Annotated in this window: 19 protein-coding genes; 12 read left to right on the forward strand and 7 right to left on the reverse strand. The window is 45.3% G+C overall.

What is annotated here, in order from left to right:
• Positions 1-3 precede the first annotated feature (3 nt).
• Complete coding sequence (locus tag BUQ91_RS05390) at positions 4-1,317, reverse strand: GGDEF domain-containing protein (RefSeq protein ID WP_074208933.1); 1,314 nt, start codon at positions 1,315-1,317, stop codon at positions 4-6.
• A 96-nt stretch (positions 1,318-1,413) separates the two neighbouring features.
• Between BUQ91_RS05390 and BUQ91_RS05395 the strand changes: the two genes are divergently transcribed.
• The 3 genes from BUQ91_RS05395 to bioD are packed head-to-tail and all read left to right on the forward strand — an operon-like array spanning position 1,414 to position 4,082.
• Positions 1,414-2,184 carry a 6-carboxyhexanoate--CoA ligase gene (locus BUQ91_RS05395; RefSeq protein WP_074208427.1) on the forward strand — a complete coding sequence of 257 codons (771 nt, stop codon included), beginning with the start codon at positions 1,414-1,416 and terminating at the stop codon, positions 2,182-2,184.
• Positions 2,185-2,214: 30 nt separating this feature from the next.
• Entirely contained in the window at positions 2,215-3,420 is a 1,206-nt protein-coding gene (gene bioF / locus BUQ91_RS05400) for an 8-amino-7-oxononanoate synthase (RefSeq protein ID WP_074208428.1), read from the forward strand.
• Positions 3,417-4,082, forward strand: coding sequence for a dethiobiotin synthase (gene bioD / locus BUQ91_RS05405; protein WP_074208429.1), 666 nt, complete (start codon positions 3,417-3,419; stop codon positions 4,080-4,082). The genes bioF and bioD overlap by 4 nt, the downstream gene beginning before the upstream one ends.
• A gap of 81 nt (positions 4,083-4,163) precedes the next feature.
• Here the strand turns inward: bioD and BUQ91_RS05410 are convergent, their stop codons facing one another.
• Positions 4,164-5,240 carry an FISUMP domain-containing protein gene (locus tag BUQ91_RS05410; protein ID WP_074208430.1) on the reverse strand — a complete coding sequence of 359 codons (1,077 nt, stop codon included), beginning with the start codon at positions 5,238-5,240 and terminating at the stop codon, positions 4,164-4,166.
• Positions 5,241-5,420: 180 nt separating this feature from the next.
• On the opposite strand from BUQ91_RS05410, the gene BUQ91_RS05415 reads away from it, so the two are divergent.
• Positions 5,421-6,866 (forward strand): ATP-binding protein, encoded by a 1,446-nt coding sequence (locus tag BUQ91_RS05415; protein ID WP_074208431.1) that lies wholly within the window; start codon positions 5,421-5,423, stop codon positions 6,864-6,866.
• A 97-nt stretch (positions 6,867-6,963) separates the two neighbouring features.
• Here BUQ91_RS05415 and BUQ91_RS05420 read toward each other — a convergent pair whose 3' ends face one another.
• The gene (locus tag BUQ91_RS05420) at positions 6,964-8,109 is read right to left on the reverse strand and encodes an FISUMP domain-containing protein (RefSeq protein WP_175566599.1); all 1,146 of its coding nucleotides are present in this window, start codon (positions 8,107-8,109) and stop codon (positions 6,964-6,966) included.
• Positions 8,110-8,229: 120 nt separating this feature from the next.
• On the opposite strand from BUQ91_RS05420, the gene queC reads away from it, so the two are divergent.
• From queC to BUQ91_RS05435, 3 genes are all read left to right on the forward strand, one after another.
• Positions 8,230-8,883: a 7-cyano-7-deazaguanine synthase QueC gene (queC, locus tag BUQ91_RS05425; protein ID WP_074208433.1), complete on the forward strand. Its 654-nt coding sequence runs from the start codon at positions 8,230-8,232 to the stop codon at positions 8,881-8,883.
• Position 8,884: 1 nt separating this feature from the next.
• Positions 8,885-9,214, forward strand: a complete 330-nt coding sequence (locus tag BUQ91_RS05430; RefSeq protein WP_074208434.1) for a 6-pyruvoyl trahydropterin synthase family protein — start codon at positions 8,885-8,887, stop codon at positions 9,212-9,214.
• 111 nt (positions 9,215-9,325) lie between these two features.
• On the forward strand, positions 9,326-10,000 hold the full coding sequence (locus BUQ91_RS05435) for a 7-carboxy-7-deazaguanine synthase QueE (RefSeq protein WP_074208435.1): 675 nt from the start codon (positions 9,326-9,328) through the stop codon (positions 9,998-10,000).
• Between the two features lie 26 nt (positions 10,001-10,026).
• Here the strand turns inward: BUQ91_RS05435 and BUQ91_RS05440 are convergent, their stop codons facing one another.
• Complete coding sequence (locus BUQ91_RS05440) at positions 10,027-11,085, reverse strand: MBL fold metallo-hydrolase (RefSeq protein WP_074208436.1); 1,059 nt, start codon at positions 11,083-11,085, stop codon at positions 10,027-10,029.
• A gap of 285 nt (positions 11,086-11,370) precedes the next feature.
• Here BUQ91_RS05440 and BUQ91_RS05445 point away from each other — a divergent pair, with 285 nt between their 5' ends.
• Positions 11,371-13,233 carry a phosphoenolpyruvate carboxykinase (GTP) gene (locus BUQ91_RS05445; protein ID WP_074208437.1) on the forward strand — a complete coding sequence of 621 codons (1,863 nt, stop codon included), beginning with the start codon at positions 11,371-11,373 and terminating at the stop codon, positions 13,231-13,233.
• Between the two features lie 116 nt (positions 13,234-13,349).
• Here BUQ91_RS05445 and BUQ91_RS05450 read toward each other — a convergent pair whose 3' ends face one another.
• Together BUQ91_RS05450 and BUQ91_RS05455 are read right to left on the reverse strand one after the other, a co-directional pair.
• Complete coding sequence (locus BUQ91_RS05450) at positions 13,350-14,240, reverse strand: hypothetical protein (RefSeq protein WP_175566600.1); 891 nt, start codon at positions 14,238-14,240, stop codon at positions 13,350-13,352.
• Positions 14,241-14,244: 4 nt separating this feature from the next.
• Positions 14,245-15,180, reverse strand: a complete 936-nt coding sequence (locus BUQ91_RS05455; protein WP_074208439.1) for a hypothetical protein — start codon at positions 15,178-15,180, stop codon at positions 14,245-14,247.
• Between the two features lie 120 nt (positions 15,181-15,300).
• On the opposite strand from BUQ91_RS05455, the gene BUQ91_RS05460 reads away from it, so the two are divergent.
• Positions 15,301-15,780 carry a methyltransferase family protein gene (locus tag BUQ91_RS05460; RefSeq protein ID WP_074208440.1) on the forward strand — a complete coding sequence of 160 codons (480 nt, stop codon included), beginning with the start codon at positions 15,301-15,303 and terminating at the stop codon, positions 15,778-15,780.
• A gap of 271 nt (positions 15,781-16,051) precedes the next feature.
• On the forward strand, positions 16,052-19,000 hold the full coding sequence (locus tag BUQ91_RS05465; RefSeq protein WP_074208441.1) for an alkyl/aryl-sulfatase: 2,949 nt from the start codon (positions 16,052-16,054) through the stop codon (positions 18,998-19,000).
• Between the two features lie 55 nt (positions 19,001-19,055).
• Here BUQ91_RS05465 and BUQ91_RS05470 read toward each other — a convergent pair whose 3' ends face one another.
• On the reverse strand, positions 19,056-19,940 hold the full coding sequence (locus BUQ91_RS05470; protein ID WP_074208442.1) for a DMT family transporter: 885 nt from the start codon (positions 19,938-19,940) through the stop codon (positions 19,056-19,058).
• Between the two features lie 92 nt (positions 19,941-20,032).
• Here BUQ91_RS05470 and BUQ91_RS15525 point away from each other — a divergent pair, with 92 nt between their 5' ends.
• Positions 20,033-20,830 (forward strand): hypothetical protein, encoded by a 798-nt coding sequence (locus BUQ91_RS15525; RefSeq protein ID WP_139299694.1) that lies wholly within the window; start codon positions 20,033-20,035, stop codon positions 20,828-20,830.
• A 154-nt stretch (positions 20,831-20,984) separates the two neighbouring features.
• Positions 20,985-22,481, forward strand: coding sequence for a glycoside hydrolase family 30 beta sandwich domain-containing protein (locus BUQ91_RS05480; protein ID WP_074208443.1), 1,497 nt, complete (start codon positions 20,985-20,987; stop codon positions 22,479-22,481).
• Positions 22,482-22,500: the final 19 nt, after the last annotated feature.

A 22,500-nucleotide genomic window follows, 5' to 3' on the forward strand; every position in this document is an offset into this window, starting at 1 on the left:
AACTTAATTTTTTTCTTCAAACGGAACTAAGGTAACGCAGTTCCGTTTTTTCTTTGACACGTAAAGCGCCTCGTCTGCAAAAGAGAGCATGTCTGAAACAGTTCCGTCTCCGTATGTTCCACCAAAGCTCATCGTTAGCTGTACATTCGGGTAATCTTGCAGTTTAATTTTTTCGGCCTTAGCACGCATCTGCTCAAGCCTATTTTTCAACACTTCAGGGGCGATACCCTTGAACGAGATTAAAAATTCGTCGCCACCATAACGTACTACGCAATCCGAACTACGAACAGATGAACTCAATATCGACGCAACAGCGGCAAGGGCGGCATCACCACACTGGTGGCCGTAATTGTCATTGACTTCTTTGAAAAAATCGATATCAGCCATAACAACGGCTTGAAAATTACATGGTGCTAGTTTATCATCAAAATACTTACGGTTCATCACTTGCGTCAACGAATCCTTGTAGATTTTATCGTTTATTTCCGTGATTTCGTTATGTTTATCGGTAAAACCGAATACAGTTGTTTCTTCACCTGTTCGCACAACCTTCATTTCAACATACTGACCGAGTTCGTTGTGAAATATTTGTGACAAACTATTACCAACTTGCATGTGTTCTTTAATATAGGACTCTTCAGCCACTTTCCAGAGATTATCCCGATCTTCTTCGAGAACAGCCGTATTGATAAGTTTTTCAACAAGAATCTTGAACGGAGGCGGTTCTTTCATAAAACCAATTGCACTTTTGATTCGATCGCTTGTGCGGAAAAATTCCACTTTTTCAGTTGCAAAATCGACACAAACAACGGAGGCGTATCCGTCCATAAGCGCATTGATCATATTTTGCTGCTTGCGGTTCTGCTCCAAGAGCTCTTTCTCTTGTTCCAGCTTTGTCATTTGCGCATTCACGTTTTCGACAACGTACAGGACTCGACGTAGTGGCTTTTCATCGCCAACACGTACAAACATAGCCTTACTCCAACCGTGAATTTTTCCGTGAAAAATTTCTGAAATAACATTTGCATTCTTCATGCGTTCCGACAATGTTGAAAGAATCGTAAAATTTTTGATGGTTTCAACGCTTTCTGGACATGCAAGGTTCACCATGATATTGGTAATACTTTCTTGTAGGGTGCTGCCGCATTTCATGAACTTATCGATGAATTCGTTGGTCTTGATGGGGAACGCGGTGTTGTCCTCAAGATCAAGAACATGCATCGAAATATACAGTTCAGTTGTGGCGTAAGTTATAGCTTTAAAAAACTCCGCAGAGTCCACAGGAAAGTCCGCTATAAAATTTTTGCTATTGTCCATAAAAATCATTGCTCCCAATACTTGTAAAAATATATTCTTTTCAATGAAAACGATAAGACCTTTTTTCTAAATTGTGGCGCGTAAAAGAAGGCTCTTATGGATTACTACAGTTTAAAAATGCGTGCTTCGCAGCATGTTGGCGAAGGCGAAAACTCCCATGAACAGCATATTTCCGGTGCTGAACGCATTGTTGGGCGCGATTCCGTGGAAGCTGTGTGTACGGCAATGGTGCGCCGTGCGATGAATCATTCCAAGGGCGACCCGGATTTTATCAATGTGAAAATTGAAAAGGTTCACGAAAGCGATATTCAGGTCTTGAAATCGCTCCCTGTAACGCGCGTGGATGTGGAAACGTGGCAAGAAGGGTTGGAAAAGGCGTTTGAGTTGATTACGCCGCTGATGGGCTCCGGTTGTGGACTGCGCGAAAAATTGCAGGAACTTTTGCGTGCGACTTTCCCGATGCGCGGGGCGATGCTTTACGACATTGCGACGGGAAACCGCCTGGAACCAGACCACGAACGCGGTGTACGTGCGACTTACATGGATGCGCTCCATTCGAGCGAAGTCGATGGATGCAAGAACCATTTTAACGAAGCGATTGTCCTTGCGACCAAGGTGGCGAATGCTCCGGGAATGGTGGCGGAATTCTGCGTAAGCGATGACCCGAATTACGTGACGGGCTATGTCGCAAGCAAGGAACTCGGTTACGTTCGCATTATGAAGATGAAGGAAATGGGCGACGAAAACGGAGGCCGCATTTTCTTGTTTGATTCTCGAAAAGCCTCCGCCGAAGAATGCATCGAGTACTTGCAGAAAAAGAAAGTGCTAGTGGATGTCGCCGCGTGTCATCCTGAGCGAAGGGCGTAGCCCGAAGTCGAAGGATCCAAGGCTTTTTGTATGAACGAACGAATTTTAGACTTTTTCACAAAAGATGCGCTTGAAGCGGCGCGTGCAAACAATACGTACCGCACGTTGCGTCACATCTCGTCACCAGAAGCATCGCATGTGACGATTGCGGGCAAGGATACGGTTTTGCTCGCTTCGAATTCTTACTTGGATTTGGCGAACGTTCCTGAACTCAAGCAGGCGATGGCGGATGCGGTCCTTGAATGGGGAACGGGGAGCGGTGGCGCTCGCCTCACGACCGGCAACAAGACTCCGCACGATGAACTCGAAGAGTTTATTGCAAAGTTCAAAGGCGAAGAAGCGGCTATCGCGTTCAACACGGGCTACATGGCGAACGTGGGAACGATTTCTGCGTTGTGCGGCAAGAATGATTTTATTTTCAGCGATGAACTGAATCACGCAAGCATCATTGATGGTATTCGTCTTTCGCGTGCAAAATGCTTTGTGTACAAGCACAATGACATGGCGGATTTGGAACGCGCGATTGAAGCGGCCAAAGCTGATTTTTGCGTACGTGAAAAGCTTGCGGAAAATGCAGTCTCGAATTTCCGTGGTCTCATCGTGACGGATGCTGTTTTCAGTATGGATGGCGATTTGGCGAACTTGCCGGAACTCTTGCGCATTGCTCGCGCTCGCGATTGCCTTTTGATGATTGACGAGGCGCATGCCACGGGCGTCCTTGGGCGCACGGGGCGCGGACTTGCGGAACATTACAATTGTGAACATGCCGATGTGACCATCGGGACTTTGAGCAAGGCCGTGGCCGCCGAAGGCGGCTTTGTCGCCGGTTCCAAGCAGTTGATTGAATTCTTGAAAAACAAGTCTCGCAGTTTCATTTTCACGACAGCGATGGCTCCTGCAGTAGCGGCGGCTGCACTCCGCAATTTGCAGTTCATCGATGCGCACCCGGAGCGTGTTCAGCAATTGCGTGACAACGTGAAATTCTTTTGCGATGCTTTGCGCTTGCATGGGTTGCAAGTTCCGCAGACGGAATCGGCAATTATCCCGATTATCATTGGGGATGAGGCGAAGGCTTTGCGGATTTCGGAAACACTCCAGAATGAGGGAGTCTTGATTCCTGCAATCCGTTATCCGACGGTTGCAAAAGGGCAGGCCCGCTTACGCGCGAGCCTCATGGCTACGCATACAAAAGAAGAACTTGAATTTGCTGCAACTAAAATTGCGGAGGCGATATGAGCAAAGGTTATTTCGTTACGGCGACGGGTACGGATGTCGGTAAAACTTTTATCACGGGTCTTTTGGTGAAAAAATGGCGCGATTCCGGCGTTGACGCGGGCTATTACAAGGCGGCGCTCAGCGGTGCAGAACTCCGTGATGGCAAGTGGATTGCAGGCGATGCTGATTACGTCAAGCGCATTGCAAATCTCCCAGACACGCAAGAACAGCTTGTCAGTTACGTTTACAAAGAGGCAGTCTCGCCACATCTTGCAGCGCAAAAAGAAGGCAATCCCGTTGAGCTTTCTAAAGTTCAGGCGGACTTTAACGCAGCCTGCTCCCGCCACGAATTCATCTTTGCCGAAGGTAGCGGGGGAATCATTTGCCCCATCCGCTATGATGACCAGAAAATTTTCCTCGAAGATATCATCAAGACGCTTAAGCTTCCGCTGCTTATTGTAACGACGGCTGCGCTCGGTTCCATCAACGCTTGCGTGCTCACTGTAGAATACGCTCGTAGTCGCGGCCTAGATATCCGTGGAATTATCGTAAACCGTTACGGCTGTAGTGGCAATTTTGAAATGGAAGATGACAATATCCGCATGATGCAGGACTTGACGGGGCTTGAAATTCTTGCAAAAGTCAAGGAAGGTGACACCGATTTAGGCGTTGATACGTTTTAATGTTAGGAATTCCGGCAAATAAAGCCGAGAAAACGCAAGGAAGGCGGATGCATAATCCGCCTTAATATTTTATAAGGGAAATTATTCGAGTTTTACACAACGAACGGACAGGCCGTATGTTTTTTCATCGCCATTATCAGCGCCTACTCCGTAAGCACCCGACATAGCAATATATGCAAAATGAGCATATATCGAACGATCATAGTCATCTTCTAACGGATAAAACCAATAAGCAACTTCTTCCAGTCTACTAAACTTGCCATTTTTTTCTCTTTTTCCAGCACCAACAAGGGAAAAACCTGTCGTATTGTAACCACTAAAGCGGTATCCTGAACGTAATCCATCTACACCATGTTCTTCATTGCCTTCAGAGAACCTTACAATTCTATAATCATTATATGTAAACAAACGCCAACCTTCCGGGCAAATTCCTCGATGATTCTCTTGTATTAATTCAGCGCAACTTTCAGTATTACAACGGCTCGGCAGTTGCATCATTTCCGCCCACTGGTAAAGTCCGCCAAATTCATCACATTTTGTAGTATCGTTATTATAGCAGTAGCGTTCTATTTCAGAATCGTCATTCTGCTCGTTTTCACCAAGAACCATCTTACCAATATTTAAATTTTCAGCCATGACGGTAACAGTATCCTCAGTCCAAATGGCTTTACCATTAGCACCCATTTCTTTAAAGACACGCCCTGGAATTGTGATATAATAATAGCTACGTCCATTACGAGGATCCACAAATGTCTTGTATCGATTTTCTCCTATTTCCCAATCTGCAGCATGCGTTTTTGAATGGTCAAATGGTACATACTCACTACTGCTAGACTCTTTTTTACTTGAACTCGAAGCAGGAGCGACAGAAGACGACGAGGCAATCTTTGCAGATGACGAAGAGGACACTTTCGAAGAACTGCTACTAGATTGCTTACTGTTACTGGATCCTTCGCGGCTATCGCCGCTCTGGATGACGGAACTGCTGCTCCGGGTGACACTAGACGATGACGACTTCTTAACGCTGGAACTAGATGGCGATCCCGGAACGGAGTCCGGGATGACATCAGAAGGGGAAGTACCGCTGTCGCCGCCACAGGCGGCAAGGGCTACGGAAAGGATTATGGACGCAATAATGCTGTTCTTGAAATTTTTCATTCTAAACCTCGTCCATATACCCAATTGCGCTGCAATATAGATAAATACAGATGCTTTATCACCTGTCATGCGTAAAATAGGAATCTTCCCTTGCTTTTTTGCTAAAAATAATGTATAATAACTACCAAATCGTGATTTACTAAATCGTGATTTGGTAAATTACAAAACGAAGGGTACAATATGTTCATTGGCAGAAAACAGGAATTGCAATTTCTTGAAGACCGATACGCAAGCAAAGGCGGACAATTGGTCGTGCTTTACGGCCGCAGGCGCGTAGGTAAAACGGAAACACTTCATGAATTTTGCAAAGATAAGCCGCACGTGTTCTACTCATGCCGAGAAGTGTCCGACAAATTGCAGTTACGCAGCTTTTCTTCGAAGATGTTGCAAGAAAAAATTCCTGCGGCGAAATATATCTCCGAATTTGACGACTGGGAAGCGGCTATTGGCGCGGTCTCGGAGTTGCCCTACGGCAAACGTAAAAAACTGCTGATTATCGATGAATTCCCTTACATGTGCAAGTTCAACAGCAGTGTTCCATCTGTTTTACAAAACCTTTGGGATGAACGCCTGAAAGACGAGAACATCATGATAGTCCTGTGCGGCAGCGCAATGAGTTTTATCGAAAAGGAATTGCTAGCCGAGAAAAATCCGCTTTATGGAAGGGCTACGGGAATATTCAAGATGGAACCTATGGGATTTTACGATGCAACGCAGTTTTTCCCAAAATATTCCGCCCGTGACAAGATTATCGCCTACTCTATTCTTGGCGGAATTCCGCATTATTTGCGACAATTCGATTCGGACTTGCCTCTTGAAGAAAACATCAAGCGAAATATTCTTACTAAGGGATGCGCACTTTATAGCGAGGTAGAATTTTTGCTTCGACAGGAATTACGAGAAACAATTCTCTACAATTCCATCATTGAATCCATTGCGCTTGGGGCAACCAAGTTGAATGACATCAGCAAGAAATCGCTTATAGATGACACCTCGAAAACAAGCGTTTATCTAAAAAACTTGATAGAACTTTCTATCGTAAAACGTGAATTTTCTGTCGATGACGGCATAAAGGAAGTCGGAAATCGGAATCGCGGACTTTACCGCTTGACGGACAATTTTTTCCGTTTCTGGTACGCATTTGTATTTACCAACTATTCCGATTTGGAAAGCGGCGATGTCGACGGCGTTTTTGAACATGTCGTTAAGCCATCTCTGCACGAGTTTGCATCTTTATCTTTTGAAGATGTTTGTCGTGAATTCATCCAAGAAAAGCAGAAATCAGGACTGTTGCCGTTCCGTTATAAGCGGATGGGACGCTGGTGGGGCAAAACTACTGTACGCCGTGGCGATGATACAGAAGTTCAAGAAACGGAAATTGACCTGCTTGCGATATCTGCAGATAAGGATAAGTATCTTGTAGGTGAATGCAAGTTCAAGGGCAAGCCGTTTACCTACGGTGATTTTCTCGATGCGATGGTAAAGCTTTCTTCGCAAAAGGAAAAAGCAGAATTTTACTATTACCTTTTTTCAGAATCAGGCTTTGTGGAAAAACTTAGCGACGAGGCTCGCAAGAATCACAATATCCATCTTGTAAATCTTGATGATATCGTAAAGCTAAAGTAAGGGAGGCGACACCGATTTAGGCGTAGCGGTATTTTAGAGTAACGAAAAAGAACTCCCACCCATGGGAGTTCTTTATTTTTATACTCACTAATGAGTTTTATTCAATTTTTGTACAACGAACAGAAAGTCCGTATGTTTTTTCATCTCCATCATTTTTTGTTGGAGAATCATTAACCAGATTCATTACATACGCAAAATGAGCATACAATTTAAGGTCATAATCATCCTCTTCAGGATAATACCAGTATGCGACATTGTCTAACTTTTCAAACTTTCCCTTTTTTGTTCTTTTTCCGCCACCAATCAAAGAGAAACCACTAGCATTGCTTCCAAGAAAGCATTGCGAACGCAAGCCTTTTATTCCATCACCATATTTATCGTTATAATCTCGAATTATCTCATAATCATCCCAAGTAAACAAGCGCCAGCCCTCAGGACAAATTCCTCGATGATCTCTTTCAATCCAATCAGAACAACTTTCTGTATTGCAACGGCTCGGTAACTGCATCATTTCAGCCCACTGGTACAACCCACCATACTTGTCGCAATTCGTGGTATCATTGTTGTAGCAATAGCGTTCAATCTTCGTATCGTCATTTTGATCATTTTCGCCGAGAACCATATCACCGATATTCAGGTTTTCGGCCATGACGGTTACCTTTTTCCCCGTCTTATGCGAAGTCGCTGTGTAGTAATAATAGCTACGACCATTACGCGGGTCAGTAAACTGTTTATAAACGTCCTTATGAATATTCCAGTTTCCAGCAAGGCATGTATCATGAGCATATGGTTTATACTCAATACCACTGGATACATCATTGTTTAGACTCGAAGATGAAGCTATCTTTTGACTAGAGCTAGACTCTACTTTTTTACTTGAGGACGAAGGGGGATTCCCGCTCGAGGCGGGAATGACAGAGGAAGAAGAGGAAGAAGTAGCCTTCGCCGATGAAGAGGACACTTTCGAAGAACTGCTACTAGATTGCTTACTGTTACTGGATCCTTCGCGGCTATCGCCGCTCTGGATGACGGAACTGCTGCTCCGGATGACACTAGACGATGACGACTTCTTAACGCTGGAACTAGATGGTGATCCCGGAAAGGAATCCGAGATGACATCAGAAGGGGAAGTACCGCTGTCGTCGCCACAAGCGGCAAGAGCAATGGTAAGCAAAAGGACCATAATGGATCCTATCGCGCTTTGCGCTCCAGGATGACACATAGCTCTTACGAATTTTCTCATTCTATACTCCTTTCCTTCCATATACCCAACTTTTTTATTGAAACAATTTAGCAAAATTTCTATCTTTGACGTTAGTCAGTTCGAGACCCATCCTGACTCTAAACAAAACTAGGAGATTTTATGAAAGACGCTTTGCTGGTCTTGTCCGGTGGAATGGACAGTGTGACCTTGCTTTACGACCGCGCCGCGGATATTGCGCTTGCCGTTTCGTTTGATTACGGCAGCAACCACAACGACAAAGAAATTCCTTTTGCTCGCATGCATTGCGAAAAGCTCGGAATCCCGCACATTACGATTCCGCTCAAGTTTATGCACGATTACTTTACCTCGTCGCTCCTTTCGGGTGCTGAAGCTATCCCAGAAGGGACTTACGCTGACGAGAACATGAAATCGACGGTGGTGCCGTTCCGCAATGGCATTATGCTTTCTGTGGCGGCAGGGCTTGCCGAAAGCCGTGACCTCAAGCGCGTGATGATGGCAAACCACTTTGGCGACCATGCGATTTATCCGGACTGCCGCGAAGAATTTGTGAAGAACATGTCGGCAGCGATTTCAGCGGGTACATACGCAAACATCACGATTGACGCTCCGTACACGAACATTTCCAAGGCGGATATCGCTCGCAAGGGTAAGGCGCTTGGTTTGGACTACAGCGAAACTTGGTCTTGCTACAAGGGCGGCCGTGTCCATTGTGACAAGTGCGCAACCTGCCTGGAACGCAAGGCGGCTCTCGCCGAAGCAGGCATCAACGACACAACGGAATACGAGGCGTAATATGTACAGAGTTATCAAGCGTATTGAAATTTCTGGGGCTCACAAGCTCTCGCTCCCGTACGAAAGCAAGTGCTGCGGTCTGCATGGCCACAACTGGATTATCACGGTGTTCTGCCAGTCCGAAACTCTCGACGAGAATGGCATGGTGGTCGATTTCTCGCGCATCAAGGAAATTGTGAAGGGCAAGCTCGATCACCAGTTCTTGAACGATGTGGTGGATTTTAATCCGACGGCGGAAAACATGGCTCGCTGGATTTGCGAACAGGTGCCGCATTGCTACAAGGTGCAGGTTCAGGAAAGCGAAGGCAATACCGTCGAGTACGAAGTTTAGTAATTTATCGTAATAGATTGCTTCGCTACGCTCGCAATGACGATGTAAGCAATGTCAACGTCATTGCGAGGCCCCGAAAGGGGCCGTGGCAATCTAAATTGCATTGTGAATATGAAAGTCTCCGAAATTTTTAAGAGTATCGAGGGCGAAGGAATTCGCATGGGGCTGGCGGCGGTGTTTGTGCGTCTGCACGGCTGCAACTTGCGCTGTAGCTACTGCGATTCGATGTATGCGGTCGAAGGTCCTGACTTTAAGCAGATGAGCGTGGGAGATGTCCTTGCAGCGGTTGAAGCGTATCGCAACGAATCCGGTGTCAAGTGCGTCACGCTCACGGGTGGCGAACCGCTGATTCACGAAGGCGTGGGCGAGCTGCTTACCGCATTCTGTGAAGCAGGCTTTGAAGTCAATATCGAGACGAACGGCACGGTCCCTTGCAAATGGCTGTTGCCTGGACTCTTCTACACGATGGACTGGAAGTGCAAAAGCAGCGGCATGTCAGCCCGAATGAAGATGGAAAATATCATTTCACTCGGTAAAAATGACGTGCTCAAGTTCGTTGTCGGGAGTGTCGAAGACTTGCTGGAAGCGGAAGGCGTTGTCGCGCGACTCTCGCTAACATCTCCAGATAATATGCCGCACATTTTTATTTCGCCGGTATGGGGCGAACTCACCAACGAGCAAATTGTCAATTGGATGGTGGGTAGCAAGGTGATGACGCAAAACAACGCTCGGTTCCAAGTGCAACTGCACAAAATCGTGTGGGACCCCGACATGCGCGGGGTATAGCGCGGGCGCTTCTTGCAAAGCGATTGCTAATCGAGATAAATAACTTCGCCGATTAGCGGCATGAGCAAAGGCTTGCCAGATTCCTTGGCGGCCTTTTTCGCATTTTCGAGCGGTTCGTAATACGGATGCTTGCTCAGACAGAACTTGGAATGGTGAACCGTAATGTAGCGGGCAGCCCCCAAATCTTTCATCTCCTGACCCAAATATTGCGGCATCGTATGGACTTGCGCCCAGTCCGGATTATATTGCCCGTTTTCAAGTATCCCTAAATCAATGTTCGGGAACTTTTGCCCAATTTTCGAGTAATGCGAACCGTAGCCGCCGTCACCGCCAATCCAAATAGTGCGCTTGGGCGATTCATAGACGAACGAAGCCCAAAACGTCTTGTTTTTGTTCAGATCGCGACCCGAAAAATGCCTTGCTGGCGTAGCCGTAACGCGGGTGCTGTCGCCAAGCTGCGCTTTTTCCCACCAGTCAAGTTCAATAAGCTTGCTCACGGGATAGTGCCAGTATTCCAAATGCGAGCCTACACCAAGTGCGGTTACCACCTTTTTCACACGCGGTTCCAATTCCGTGACGGTCTCGTAATCCAAATGGTCCCAATGGTCGTGGGTGATGACAAGAACATCGATGTCCGGCATGTCGGCTGGCTTGTAAATATCCGTGCCCTTGAACATCTTATTAGCGAACTTGACGGGGGAGCCCTTGTAAAACACCGGGTCCACCAAAATTTTCTTACCCGAAAGGTTCACAAGGTACGATGAATGCCCGAACCAAACAATCCAATCTTTGTCGTTGGGGAGTTTTCTCAAATCCGTCTTGATGGCATGCAAAGCCGTGTCGGGAACGGTATTTTTCTTGTTGTTGAACATGAATTCTCGCCAGACAGTAAGCGTACTCTTGTTGCCCGTCATGAATTCCGTTTCTTCTTCGTTCACGAACTGCTTGCCATCGTAATGCGGGGACTTTTTGACGCGTTCGAGGCGCTTACCCTGCGGGAGCTTGCCAAAGCTGTCCTGGCTCAAGAACAAGACGCCGGCATCGCCCAAAATAAAAAGGACTGTTAAAATAATTGAAGTAATCATAACTAGGCAATAATATATAATTGTTTTTTTGTAAAAATTCTATCCAGATGTGCAGGTTTACATTGTGTTAAAAGGTGAAGCCGTTCTTGAAAGGGTGGTGCCCGCTCGAAGGCGGGCATGACAGGTTTAATGTTTAGGTTGAATCTTTCCATTTTCTTCCTACTGCCTACTTCCTACCGCTTACTAATCACTAAAATTCATTGACCAATACCCATATTTTTTGCTATCTTGTAGCGCGTTCGAAATATCTCGAAATCTAACACGTTAAACCAATAGGAGCTCATAATGAGTCTTACTCTTAACGATATCAAGCACCCGAAAATCAGTACTTGGGTGAATGAAATGATTGCCATGTGCGAACCGGACAACGTCGTCGTCGTTGACGGTACCCAGGAAGAATATGATGCCCTCATGCAGAAGTGCGTCAAGGCTGGCCTCGCAACGAAGCTCGCCAAGAAGGAAAACTGCTACTTGTTCCGTTCTCTCCCGTCTGACGTGGCTCGCGTCGAATCCCGTACCTTCATTTCTTCCGTGAAGGAAGAAGATGCAGGTCCGACCAACCACTGGATCGACCCGTCTGAACTCAAGCAGACGATGCGTAAGCTCTACAAGGGTTGTATGCACGGCCGTACCATGTACGTGATCCCGTTCTGCATGGGCCCGCTCGGCTCCCCGATTTCCAAGAACGGTATCGAAGTCACTGACTCCGAATACGTCGTTCTCAACATGGACATCATGACTCGCGCTGGCAAGAAGGTTCTCGATATCTTCAATGCTGACCCGAACGCTGACTTCGTTCCGTGCCTCCACTCCGTTGGTAAGCCGCTCCGCGAATGCGAAAGCGACAACGGCATCTGGCCGTGCGCTGACGTTGAATACAAGTACATCACGCAGTTCCCGGAAGAACGCCTCATTTGGTCCTATGGTTCCGGTTACGGTGGAAACGCCCTCCTCGGCAAGAAGTGCTTTGCTCTCCGCATTGCTACCGTTCTCGCTCGCGACGAAGGCTGGCTCGCTGAACACATGCTCATCCTCAAGCTCACGAACCCGAAGGGCGAAGTCAAGTACGTGACTGGCGCATTCCCGTCTGCTTGCGGTAAGACGAACCTCGCCATGCTCATCCCGACTATCCCGGGCTGGAAGGTCGAAACCATCGGTGACGACATTGCATGGATGAAGTTTGGCAAGGATGGCCGTCTTTATGCTATCAACCCGGAAGCTGGCTTCTTCGGCGTTGCCCCGGGTACTTCTGCAGAATCCAACAAGAACGCTCTTGTTTCTGCTGAAAAGAACACGATCTACACGAACTGCGCTCTCACTGAAGACGGCGACGTGTGGTGGGAAGGCATCGGCTACCCGGCTAAGGGCAAGCTCGTTGACTGGAAGGGCAAGACCCGTGACGCTCTCCCGAAGGACAAGGCTCCGAAGGGCGAAGAAATGGCTCACCCGAATGCTCGCTTCACCGCTCCGGCTAAGCAGTGCCCGTGCATTGCTAAGGAATGGGAAGATCCGGCAGGCGTTCCTATCTCCGCAATCCTCTTCGGCGGTCGTCGTCCGTCCACCATTCCTCTGGTTCACCAGTCCTTGAACTGGAACCACGGCGTGTTCCTCGGCTCCATCGTCGGTTCCGAAATCACCGCTGCTTCCACCATCGATGCATCTCAGGTCGGTAAGATCCGTCGCGACCCGTTCGCAATCCTCCCGTTCTGCGGCTACAACATGGGTGACTACTTCAAGCACTGGATCGAAATCGGTCAGAAGTCCACTGAAGACAAGCTTCCGAAGATCTTCTACGTGAACTGGTTCCGCAAGGATGCCAACAACGAAAAGCTTCCGGGTGGCTTCATGTGGCCGGGTTACGGCGACAACAGCCGCGTGCTCGCTTGGATCTTCGACCGCTGCAACGGTGTTGACAACGCTGTCGAAACTCCGATCGGTTACATGCCGAAGGAAGGCGCCATCAATACTGATGGTCTCGCTGACTACTATAAGGAAACTCTCCCGCAGATCACGAAGGTTGACGTGGAAGGCTGGAAGAAGGAACTCGCTGACGTTAAGGAAAACCACTATCCGAAGTTCGGCAAGCACCTCCCGAAGGAACTCTCTGAAATCATCGACATGATCCAGGATCGTTTGAACAAGGCATAATGTTTGCCGCGGCTTGATGTCGCGACACTCTGTGTCTAGTTCCTAGCGAACTTAAACGCCCTTGCGATGAAAGTCGCAAGGGTGTTTTTGTATAAAATCGTTAATTGAGATTTAATTTAGTTGGCGTTGTACTTGCGGCTCGCAAGAACGCCCATAATACTAGTACGTAGAGAATCTGTTGTCGATGTATCTGCGATAAACTTTGTCGTTATATCCAGCGTGTCGCCACGCCCATATTGGTCCTTATAGACGAGTTTCCAAGAAATGGTTGTGTCGCGATATGATTTCATGGATCCATTGAAAAATTGATAGGTTACCCGATCAACTTTTTCAGGAAGTCTGCGTACTACGCTTTTAGGATTATCATTATTAGGAGTGTATTGTACATTGGCTGCACCAACACTGCATTTTCCTGAGCGACTTGTTGCTTCAAAACCAAAGGGGAATAAATCTCTTTTTTCAAATGTAAAACCTTCAGGTAGACCGATGTGTTCAAGGTAATAATTGGAAGTGAATTCAAAAAATTGAGCACATGCGTGGCCGTTTAGAGTAGACAAAACTTTTTGTACTGTATCCCGATTGAATTTTGGAATTTTTGCAATGGGGATGTAATTGACAAGCGCGTTTTCGCCGAAGTTTATGTTCTTGTAAGTGGTATCGTAAATGGTGTCTTTATAGCTAGGACATTTTATACGATTGTTGTTGGCGTCACGGCATATCTTTACCGTATAACAGCCTACGCATGTTTCGTGGTAACAGCTAAAACTGGTATCTTTTATGTTGCAATCCGATTCGTCCCATTGCGTTGTATCGCCCTTAAAATTGAGCGCTCGGTACATCTTCACGTTTTTGTGTAGCGTGCTATCAGCAATCGAAGTGTAATCTTCGAGGGAAATCTCTTTTACGGGCTTCGCTCTGTTGCCACCGATTTCGTCATTTGTACACGCAAAAAAACTAAATGTTAAGCCAATTAAGAATACAGACGTGAATTTACAAGACAACTTCATTTCATTATTTACAATTAGATGGCTTGATGGCATCATAACATGCTCCATCATAAAAACCATAAATCTTTATTCTTAAAGAATCGGAGTCATCGTATTCAAATTTAGTGGTTATGTCCAAAGTATCCGCACGACGGTATTGGTCTGTGTACACCAACTTCCAAGAAATTGTCGTATCTTGGAATGTTGTAAGAGTACCATTGAAAAATTGAAGAGTATTGTCGTCAAGTTCTTCGGGAAGAGATCTTCTATAGACAACAGAATAATGAGAACTCATGGTGTACTGAATACGGGCGCTTTGAACGGAGCATTTCTCTTGACCAGAATCATCCCTATCAACGTACGCATCATACCCAAACATCACATCATCTTCATTCTTCCATGAAAATCCCGGAAGCCCTATAGCCTTAAGACTGTAATTGGATCTAAGTTCAAAGATTTGTGAGCAACGCTCGCCGGAGAGCTTGGAAAGAGCTTTTGCAACAGCCTCTCTATCGAATTCAGGAATTTCTGCAACCGGAGTGTAGTGGACTAGCGCGTTTTTTCCAAAGTTTATATCCGTATAGGTCGTATCGTAAATGGTATCTCTGTAACCGGAACGTTTTTTGGTTTTATCGCCAAAAAAATCATCATAAAAATCGTCCCGAATTCCATAAGAGAACTCGTGTCGTTCGACATGATTGCAAGAAAAAGTCGAATCTTCAATCTCGCAGTCAGAAGCGCTCCAGAAGGTTGTATCTTTGTTGAAATTAAGTGCTCGATACCGCTGCACATCTACGTGAAGAGTGCTATCTATAAAGAAATACTCATCTTCTTCGCTGCTGGAGCTGGGGAGGCTACTTTCGCCTGTAGCATCATTTACGTGATGACCATCAGAACAAGACATTAAAGAATATGTCAAACAAAACACACCAAGAGCAACCAATTTACGAGCATTTTTCATTATAAATCCTCCTTCTCTTATAAAGAAAAAGCGTCATTTGGATAAAATATACAAAATGATACATCATCTCAACAGGAATTCTTTTATATTTTATCGCAAGTGTTTTGACAGGAGGGTTATATGAAACTGTTACGCGAAATTATTGGCTATGTTCTTGGCGGAGTGCTTTTTGTGGGGTTGATTCCAACGCTAATGTGGCTTGCTTCCGGGATGCCGGATTTGTTACCAGTTGATGCCGCTCGGGGAATAATCGCTGTTGTGGTTATGCTTGCCGGACTTGCATTGAGCATTTGGACAATCATTTACATGAAACGTCGCGGGAAAGGCAATCCGATGGACGCATTTGGTCATGAAGTCGCACCACGCACTTGCCACTTGATGATAGATGGTCCGTATCGTCTAAACAGAAATCCGATGCTTACAGGCACGTTCGTTTACCTCATTGGCGCATTAGTATGGCTATGGCATTGGCAGGCCTTGCTTGTATTTGCCATATTCGTCGCTATTATGATGGTACAAGTCTTTAGCGAAGAACGACGCCTCCGCCGTGATTTTGGCAAGGAATACGAGGATTTCTGCAAAATCCGCAGAAGATTTTAATTTCAAAAAAATTTCATTTAATAGAAGAAACGAGATAGAACAAAGTCTCGTTTCTTTTTTTATAATAAATCATATTGGCTATATTTAAAATATTATAATCTTTCTTTTCGTGAAGATAACTTCTTTTATATTTTTTTACAAACTATCAAAAACAAAAGAAAATATTCAAAACAATGTATATTGACGATTTTATTTTATTGTTGTAACTTTATTGTATGTTTGTGGTAGTAATTAATAACAAAAGTTCAATTTCATTTATAAAAGGAAAAACATGACAGACAACACACCTAGCGTTGATCCGCAAGCATCTGTTAATAAAAAATTTGAATCAAGTGCATTTACACGTATCAAAAATCACTATGAAGCACTGCGTAGCGGTCTCGGAGATGGAAACAAACGTTCTTCCGAATACAACACGGCAAAATGCAAATGCTGCTCGGAAAAATTTCCCGATATCACAGGCGTTTGGTCTCAAAAGAATTACACATTTTTAGGAAACGCATATACTCCCGAAGATAGCATGGATACCAATAAACATTTGTGCGTTCACCCGAATCTTTGGGAAAACGGTGCAAGCAACCATTTGTCTGGCGTATTTGAAGTTTTGCCGGGTAAAATTTACCAAGTCCGTGGCTATGACATGTCCAACCTTACATTTGTAAGGAGTAACCCAAGTGGGGGAAACCCGCGCTGGATTGTCTTTGACACTTTGATGAGCAACGAGTGCACAAAAGTTGCGATGGATCTTTTCGAAGCATATTTCAAAAAAACGTACTCTGATTATTCGCTTAGCGGTTCCATCGTCGGGATGATTATCAGCCATTCCCACATAGACCATTATGGCGGTATGGAAACCGTTATGGATTACTTTATCGATCCCAAGAATCCTGACAATAATGGGAAAATCATCGAAAATAGCGATGATGAAGATGATGGGAAAAACACCGAAAATGCCAAAGAATCCAAGGATGACGTAAAAAAAGTCGCCAACTGTTTTATCCTTGCGCCCGCAGGTTTTTACGACCACGCCGTCAGCGAAAACGTTTACTTGGGCAATGCCATGGGCAGGCGAGCTTCTTATCAATACGGAAGTTTTATCAAGCCGATGGATGAAAACGATCTTTGCGGCGAAATCAGTATCGGCATTGGGCAAGGGCAGTCTACCGGAAAACCTTCCGCAGTAGGTAGGCCGACAATTGAAATTTTGGAAAACGTTACATTGCAACTTGACGAAATTAAAGTCGAGTTCCAGTTAACTCCGGGAACAGAAGCACCGGCCGAAATGAACAATTACATTCAAGATTATCAAGCTTTATGGCTCGCCGAAAACTGCTCTGGTACACTACACAACCTTTATACCCTTCGTGGTGCAGAAATCCGTGATGCCAAGGCTTGGTCGCATTTCTTGATGGAAGCAGCCGTTAAATATGGCAATATAACTAATGTTATTTTCCAGAGTCATAATTGGCCTCACTGGAAAAACGGCACAACTGAAAAAGATGTTCCTACAGTTAATATACGCGACTTCATTATCGAAACAGCGTCCATTTACAAGTACATTCATGACCAAACACTCCTTTATATGAACATGGGCTACAAGATGAATGAAGTAGCGGACATGCTCGTATTACCGAGGGGCATGCAAAAAAATTGGACGCTCAAGCCATTCTACGGAACGCCTGTACATAATGCAAAAGCCGTGTATCAAAAATATCTTGGCTGGTACGACGCCAACCCAATACACCTTCAGGAACTTCCGCCAGAACAATTAGCCAAGGAAACTCTTCGTTATGTGATGGCCGGTAGCCGTGAAAAGATGTTGTCCATGATTGACGAAGATATCGCCAAAGGCAATTATTGGACCGCCGCTTACATGTCGAACCAGATGATTCTTTCTGGCGACTGCGATGATATCTCTGACAAAGTCAGGAATCTTTGCGCTACAGCGTTGCGACAACTTGGAGCCCAGTGCGAATCGGGAACTTGGCGCAACGCATACCTGAGCGCGGCTTATGAACTCGTCAACAAAAAACTTCAGCCAGATCAAGAGAAGTCTGATCAGTTGGCACAAATGCCTCCAGAAACGCTGCTAGATTATATATCGATTTTCTTTGACGGTGAATTGGCGGCCAAGTTCAATTGCGATAGTACCCTTGCAGTCTTGAAAAACGGCATTTATACTTATTTTGCTTTTGTCGTTAAGAACGGCGCAATTCTCTATTACGAAATCACTGAAGAAGAATACAATAAGTCTGATAATAAAATTAATGTCTCCTTTGATGAACTCAAGAGTGTCGCAATCGGTAAGTACAGTGTTGAAAACAACATCCTTCGCGATATATCAAACGCATTGATCAATGTCGCAAGTTACAAGCGCTTCAAATATTTCGATATAATTGGTAGGCATGATAGCGAAGTGAAGGCTAGCGGCGATAATCCAATTGATTTGAAAAAGGAAGTAAGCGATTGCATTTTGTTGCTTGAAAAATATGTCGGAAAGTTCAATAAAAAAACACCAGTTCTTGTTCTTTCTGAAGAAGATAAGCAAAGCTGGAACGATTACTACAAACTGTTAAAAGAGGACACTCATGTTATTCTTGACGGCGATTTCTTTATTCCAGGTGACAAAAGCATGGGAATTGGAAATGACGGCAAGTTTATGCAATACGAGCTGTACTATACCTTGTACGCACTTTATAGATACTTGTACCGTAGCTATTTAAAGAATGATTACGGCTATAAAGGGAACAACTTTGATGAAGATTCTTTTGCAAAGTTGAAACAAAGTATCGTCTTGCTCGAAACGTATGTTGCCGATTATTATCTTTGCAATTCTAAAACCAATATTTCTCTTGAAGATGACGATTTTGAAGCATGGCGCTATCTGAACAATGATACCAAAGAATCTTCAAAGCAATCTCTCAATGTTGCAGATTTCTTCAAGGAACTCTACAAGCGCTATAAAGAGCTTTCGTGCGAAATTAAATCTACCGGGAAAAATTTCTTCTTGGAGTCCGTCGCGGACGATAAAAGATCTATCACGGTTCATAATACATCACACAACAGGCTCCAATGCAACAACGTTGAATTGAATGATGTAATCCAAAACGATTCTGCCGTTATCGATGTTTCAAAAATCGATAAGAACGCAATTGTAGAGACTTTCTACCAATCTGGTGAAGAAATGTTCGTCACCGGTAGACTCGTCTATCGAAAATAGTTGATATAATTTCTAGCAATTATTCTTAGACCGTAGTTTTATGAGCTACGGTCTTTTAACGTTTATTCAAAATCACGACTGCCGAAAGAATAAGGAAAATACCAAGTCCGGACAACAGCGTCAAAGATTCGGAAAAATATGCAATACCGACAATTGTTGCGACCATAGGCTCGACAGTCGCAAGAATGCCAGCCTTGCTCGCTTCAACACAGCGGAGTCCAAGCGTGTATAAAAGGAACGGAATAACGGCGGTAACAAGAGCCGTCAGAAAGCACAACAAAACAAGTCCGCTAAAATTAGTTGCTTTGGAGAAAATGGAGAGAGCCTCTGCTGGACGGCAAATAAACCAAGAACCGATTGCAGCAATCAAAAACGTATATGTGGTGACGGTGTAGGGGGAATATTTACGCAACGCAATCGTACCCAAGATGCTATAAAGCCCATATCCGACACCTGAGCCGATACCGAGCAACAAACCGACAGCTGTAATTCCATCACCGGAAATACCCGAAACCAGAACGCAGCCGACAAATGCCAAGGCGAGTGCAATGATTTTTTGACGGTTTATCTTTTCGTGAAAAAGCACCGCCGACATCAACATAATCCAAATGGGCGAGGTGTACAAAAGTATTGCCGCCGTAGAAAGAGGCATAATCGTTATGGCAGAAAAGTAACAGACCGTAAAGAACAAAATGCTCCCGACGCCAAGTCCCAAGAATAGCGGAATATCCCGCAAGGAAATTTTGAAGCCCGCGCGGTTCTTGATAAACAAAATCAAAGAAAAGAACAATGCAGCAAGCGTAATTCTTATGGAGACAATCTGGATGGCGCTAAAGCCAAAGTCGCTAAGCGTTCGGACAAAAATGCCCATGCATCCCCAAAAGCTAGCGGCAATAATTATTAAAGGTGGTCCTATTTTTCGATCAAGCAGTTTATCCATAGCACATCAAATCTAGTATAAACTTTTCATATCAGTCTTTATTCCCCAAAAAAATGTATATTGAATATAGTACTACAAAGTAAGGAGGAAATATGAAGACCAAGATATTGGTTGCTTCGGGATTTTTGGCAGGCTTTACAATTATGATATCGGCTTGTTCCGAAGAAACCCCGAACGCGGTATCTTCTACACGTGATGATTATGCGACTTTATCGTCTAGCGCAGGAGCACCTCCATCACCAAACACAACAACCTCCTCTAGTGAAAGTGCAAACCCAACATCAAGTGAAAGCACAATTCCGCAGTCAAGCGATTCTCAAAAATCATCATCCAGTGAAAAAGGCATATCGTCTTCATCCGTTTTTTTCCCGAGAATGAGCAGTTCTTGGCCAGATGGTGGTAACTATAATCCTGCGGCCTGCTGCGTTGATACTATTTACATCGAAAATGGTCAAGAAACATACCATCGCTTACAGGAAGGCATTTGTCCTCCGCCAATATATATGACAGTCTCTTGCTATCCCCCTGTTCGAGTCAACATGGATTCAATTAAAGCGATCGAGAGCAAGCCGAAAGAGCCTTCCATTTTGATAGAAGAATGTTTGCAAGCTATTGATCTTGCAAAACAGGGACTTGGGAATGAAATAAAAAAAGCCAAGTTGATTGACGATCATGGTTCCTTCAAAGTCGAATTCTGGAAACAAGATTATTGTTCCATCGACGCAGGCTTTTCATTCGAACGTTCTGGCGATACGTTGTCCTTAAAACTTACAGACATCCGATCGGCAGAAACATGCAAATGCTATAGCAAACATCGTATCGACATTCCCGCTTCTGAAAAAGACTTCTCTTATTTCAAATTTGAAGATAAGGTTTTTGAAGTTCAGTAGGCGAGAGCCTTCAAACATTGAGTCCCAAATTAGCGAATTGACGCAATAAAGCCATTATCGTTGTCATTTTATCAAAACGAATTCATTTTTAGCCTTATCAAAAGTGAATTTTCCAGTTTACTTTACATTATGTACAGTTGAATTGGGAGGCTATATGACGATTTCAATGAAGAGATTCTCTCTTTTTGCGAGTTCCATCGCATTTTTGGGCACCATTGCCGGGGCTGCAACGATAAATGTTGACATGGGCAAGGAATACCAACGCATCAGCGGCTTTGGCGCCGCATCGGCATGGGCGGGCTCCATCACCGACAAAAACGCCGCCTTCCTTTGGGATTCCACCAGCGGCGCGGGGCTTACGCTGCACCGCATCCGTATTGCTCCGGATGGCTCCACCTCCGAAACAAGTATTGCAAAAAAGGCGAGTGAATACGGTGTCAAAGTTTGGGCAGCCCCATGGACATCCAAATACACCGTAAATTACGATGGCGACAAAAAACACCTGGATTTCAATCATGCGCAGGACTGGGCCAACACCATCTTAAAGTTTACGCAAGACATGCGAAAGGCAGGCGTAAACTTATACGCGATTTCGTCACAAAATGAGCCCGACGGCACCGGCGACAACCACTACGAACCCGATGAATTGGCACGTTGGGTCGGCGACTATCTTGGCCCCACCCTTGATACCACGGGCATCAAAATTATTGGCACCGAAGCCATCAACTGGTACGGATTCCCCAATTATAAAAAGGCCTTCTTCAACAATCCAGCAGCCTTGAAATACACGGACATTTTTGGAACGCACGAATATGGCGGAGACCCGGCCGCTTACCCTGAAATTCACGAAGCCGGCAAGGAATTTTGGGAAACCGAAGTCTACGATCTCGGAAGCAATAAGGAAGACGTTGGCATGGGAAGCGCGCTCCGCGTTGCAAACATGATTCACGACGCCCTTACCATTTCGAACATGAACGCTTGGCATTTTTGGTGGATTTATTCCTGTAGCGAACCCAGCTGCGGCAACGGAGCGCTTTGGCCGCAAGGACAGGGAAGCCCCGACAATTTGGAACCCACCAAGCGACTCTGGATCATGGGGAACTACAGCCGCTTTGCACGCCCCGGCGCGAGGAGAATTGACGCCACCAAGAATCCCGAAAGAGATGTAAAGGTCACTGCCTACCGCGACTCCCTCAAGACGAAAATCGCAGTTGTCATTCTCAATTCCAAGAATGAGGAATTCAAGGCGGACTTTGACTTCGGTAACACAAAAATTGGAAGCTTCAAGCCCTACGTCACCGACGACAAGAACAACCTCAAGGAAGGAAGCGAAGTCAAGGTTGACGATACAAAGTGCAGTTACAGCATCCCAGCACGCAGTGCAACGACCGTCGAATTCGTTCTGTGGCAAGAGCCAAAGGTGGAACCACCCAAAGATTCAACAGAATCAATTGCCTTCGGGAGGATTTCTGTACCCCAAAGCCGTCAAAGCTCATATAAAGTATTTAGCCCGATTGGCACGTTTATCGGCGAATTCCAAGCAGAACACATCGGCGAACTCCGCCATGCCATGACAAACGCAGGCTTAAGCCGCGGCGTGTACATGGTCAAATGCGGCAATGCCAAAACGCAACGAGTGGTGTTGAGATAAGCGAAAGGTCGCCCCGCAA

The sequence above is a fragment of the Fibrobacter sp. UWB11 genome (assembly GCF_900143015.1).
Lineage (GTDB): Bacteria > Fibrobacterota > Fibrobacteria > Fibrobacterales > Fibrobacteraceae > Fibrobacter.

Excerpts from the sequence above, each read along its gene's own strand:
- BUQ91_RS05390 (WP_074208933.1), bottom strand. The coding sequence starts at position 1,317 with ATGGACAATAGCAAAAATTTTATAGCGGACTTTCCTGTGGACTCTGCG.
- BUQ91_RS05395 (WP_074208427.1), top strand. The coding sequence starts at position 1,414 with ATGGATTACTACAGTTTAAAAATGCGTGCTTCGCAGCATGTTGGCGAA.
- bioF (WP_074208428.1), top strand. The coding sequence starts at position 2,215 with ATGAACGAACGAATTTTAGACTTTTTCACAAAAGATGCGCTTGAAGCG.
- bioD (WP_074208429.1), top strand. The coding sequence starts at position 3,417 with ATGAGCAAAGGTTATTTCGTTACGGCGACGGGTACGGATGTCGGTAAA.
- BUQ91_RS05410 (WP_074208430.1), bottom strand. The coding sequence starts at position 5,240 with ATGAAAAATTTCAAGAACAGCATTATTGCGTCCATAATCCTTTCCGTA.
- BUQ91_RS05415 (WP_074208431.1), top strand. The coding sequence starts at position 5,421 with ATGTTCATTGGCAGAAAACAGGAATTGCAATTTCTTGAAGACCGATAC.
- BUQ91_RS05420 (WP_175566599.1), bottom strand. The coding sequence starts at position 8,109 with ATGAGAAAATTCGTAAGAGCTATGTGTCATCCTGGAGCGCAAAGCGCG.
- queC (WP_074208433.1), top strand. The coding sequence starts at position 8,230 with ATGAAAGACGCTTTGCTGGTCTTGTCCGGTGGAATGGACAGTGTGACC.
- BUQ91_RS05430 (WP_074208434.1), top strand. The coding sequence starts at position 8,885 with ATGTACAGAGTTATCAAGCGTATTGAAATTTCTGGGGCTCACAAGCTC.
- BUQ91_RS05435 (WP_074208435.1), top strand. The coding sequence starts at position 9,326 with ATGAAAGTCTCCGAAATTTTTAAGAGTATCGAGGGCGAAGGAATTCGC.
- BUQ91_RS05440 (WP_074208436.1), bottom strand. The coding sequence starts at position 11,085 with ATGATTACTTCAATTATTTTAACAGTCCTTTTTATTTTGGGCGATGCC.
- BUQ91_RS05445 (WP_074208437.1), top strand. The coding sequence starts at position 11,371 with ATGAGTCTTACTCTTAACGATATCAAGCACCCGAAAATCAGTACTTGG.
- BUQ91_RS05450 (WP_175566600.1), bottom strand. The coding sequence starts at position 14,240 with ATGAAGTTGTCTTGTAAATTCACGTCTGTATTCTTAATTGGCTTAACA.
- BUQ91_RS05455 (WP_074208439.1), bottom strand. The coding sequence starts at position 15,180 with ATGAAAAATGCTCGTAAATTGGTTGCTCTTGGTGTGTTTTGTTTGACA.
- BUQ91_RS05460 (WP_074208440.1), top strand. The coding sequence starts at position 15,301 with ATGAAACTGTTACGCGAAATTATTGGCTATGTTCTTGGCGGAGTGCTT.
- BUQ91_RS05465 (WP_074208441.1), top strand. The coding sequence starts at position 16,052 with ATGACAGACAACACACCTAGCGTTGATCCGCAAGCATCTGTTAATAAA.
- BUQ91_RS05470 (WP_074208442.1), bottom strand. The coding sequence starts at position 19,940 with ATGGATAAACTGCTTGATCGAAAAATAGGACCACCTTTAATAATTATT.
- BUQ91_RS15525 (WP_139299694.1), top strand. The coding sequence starts at position 20,033 with ATGAAGACCAAGATATTGGTTGCTTCGGGATTTTTGGCAGGCTTTACA.
- BUQ91_RS05480 (WP_074208443.1), top strand. The coding sequence starts at position 20,985 with ATGACGATTTCAATGAAGAGATTCTCTCTTTTTGCGAGTTCCATCGCA.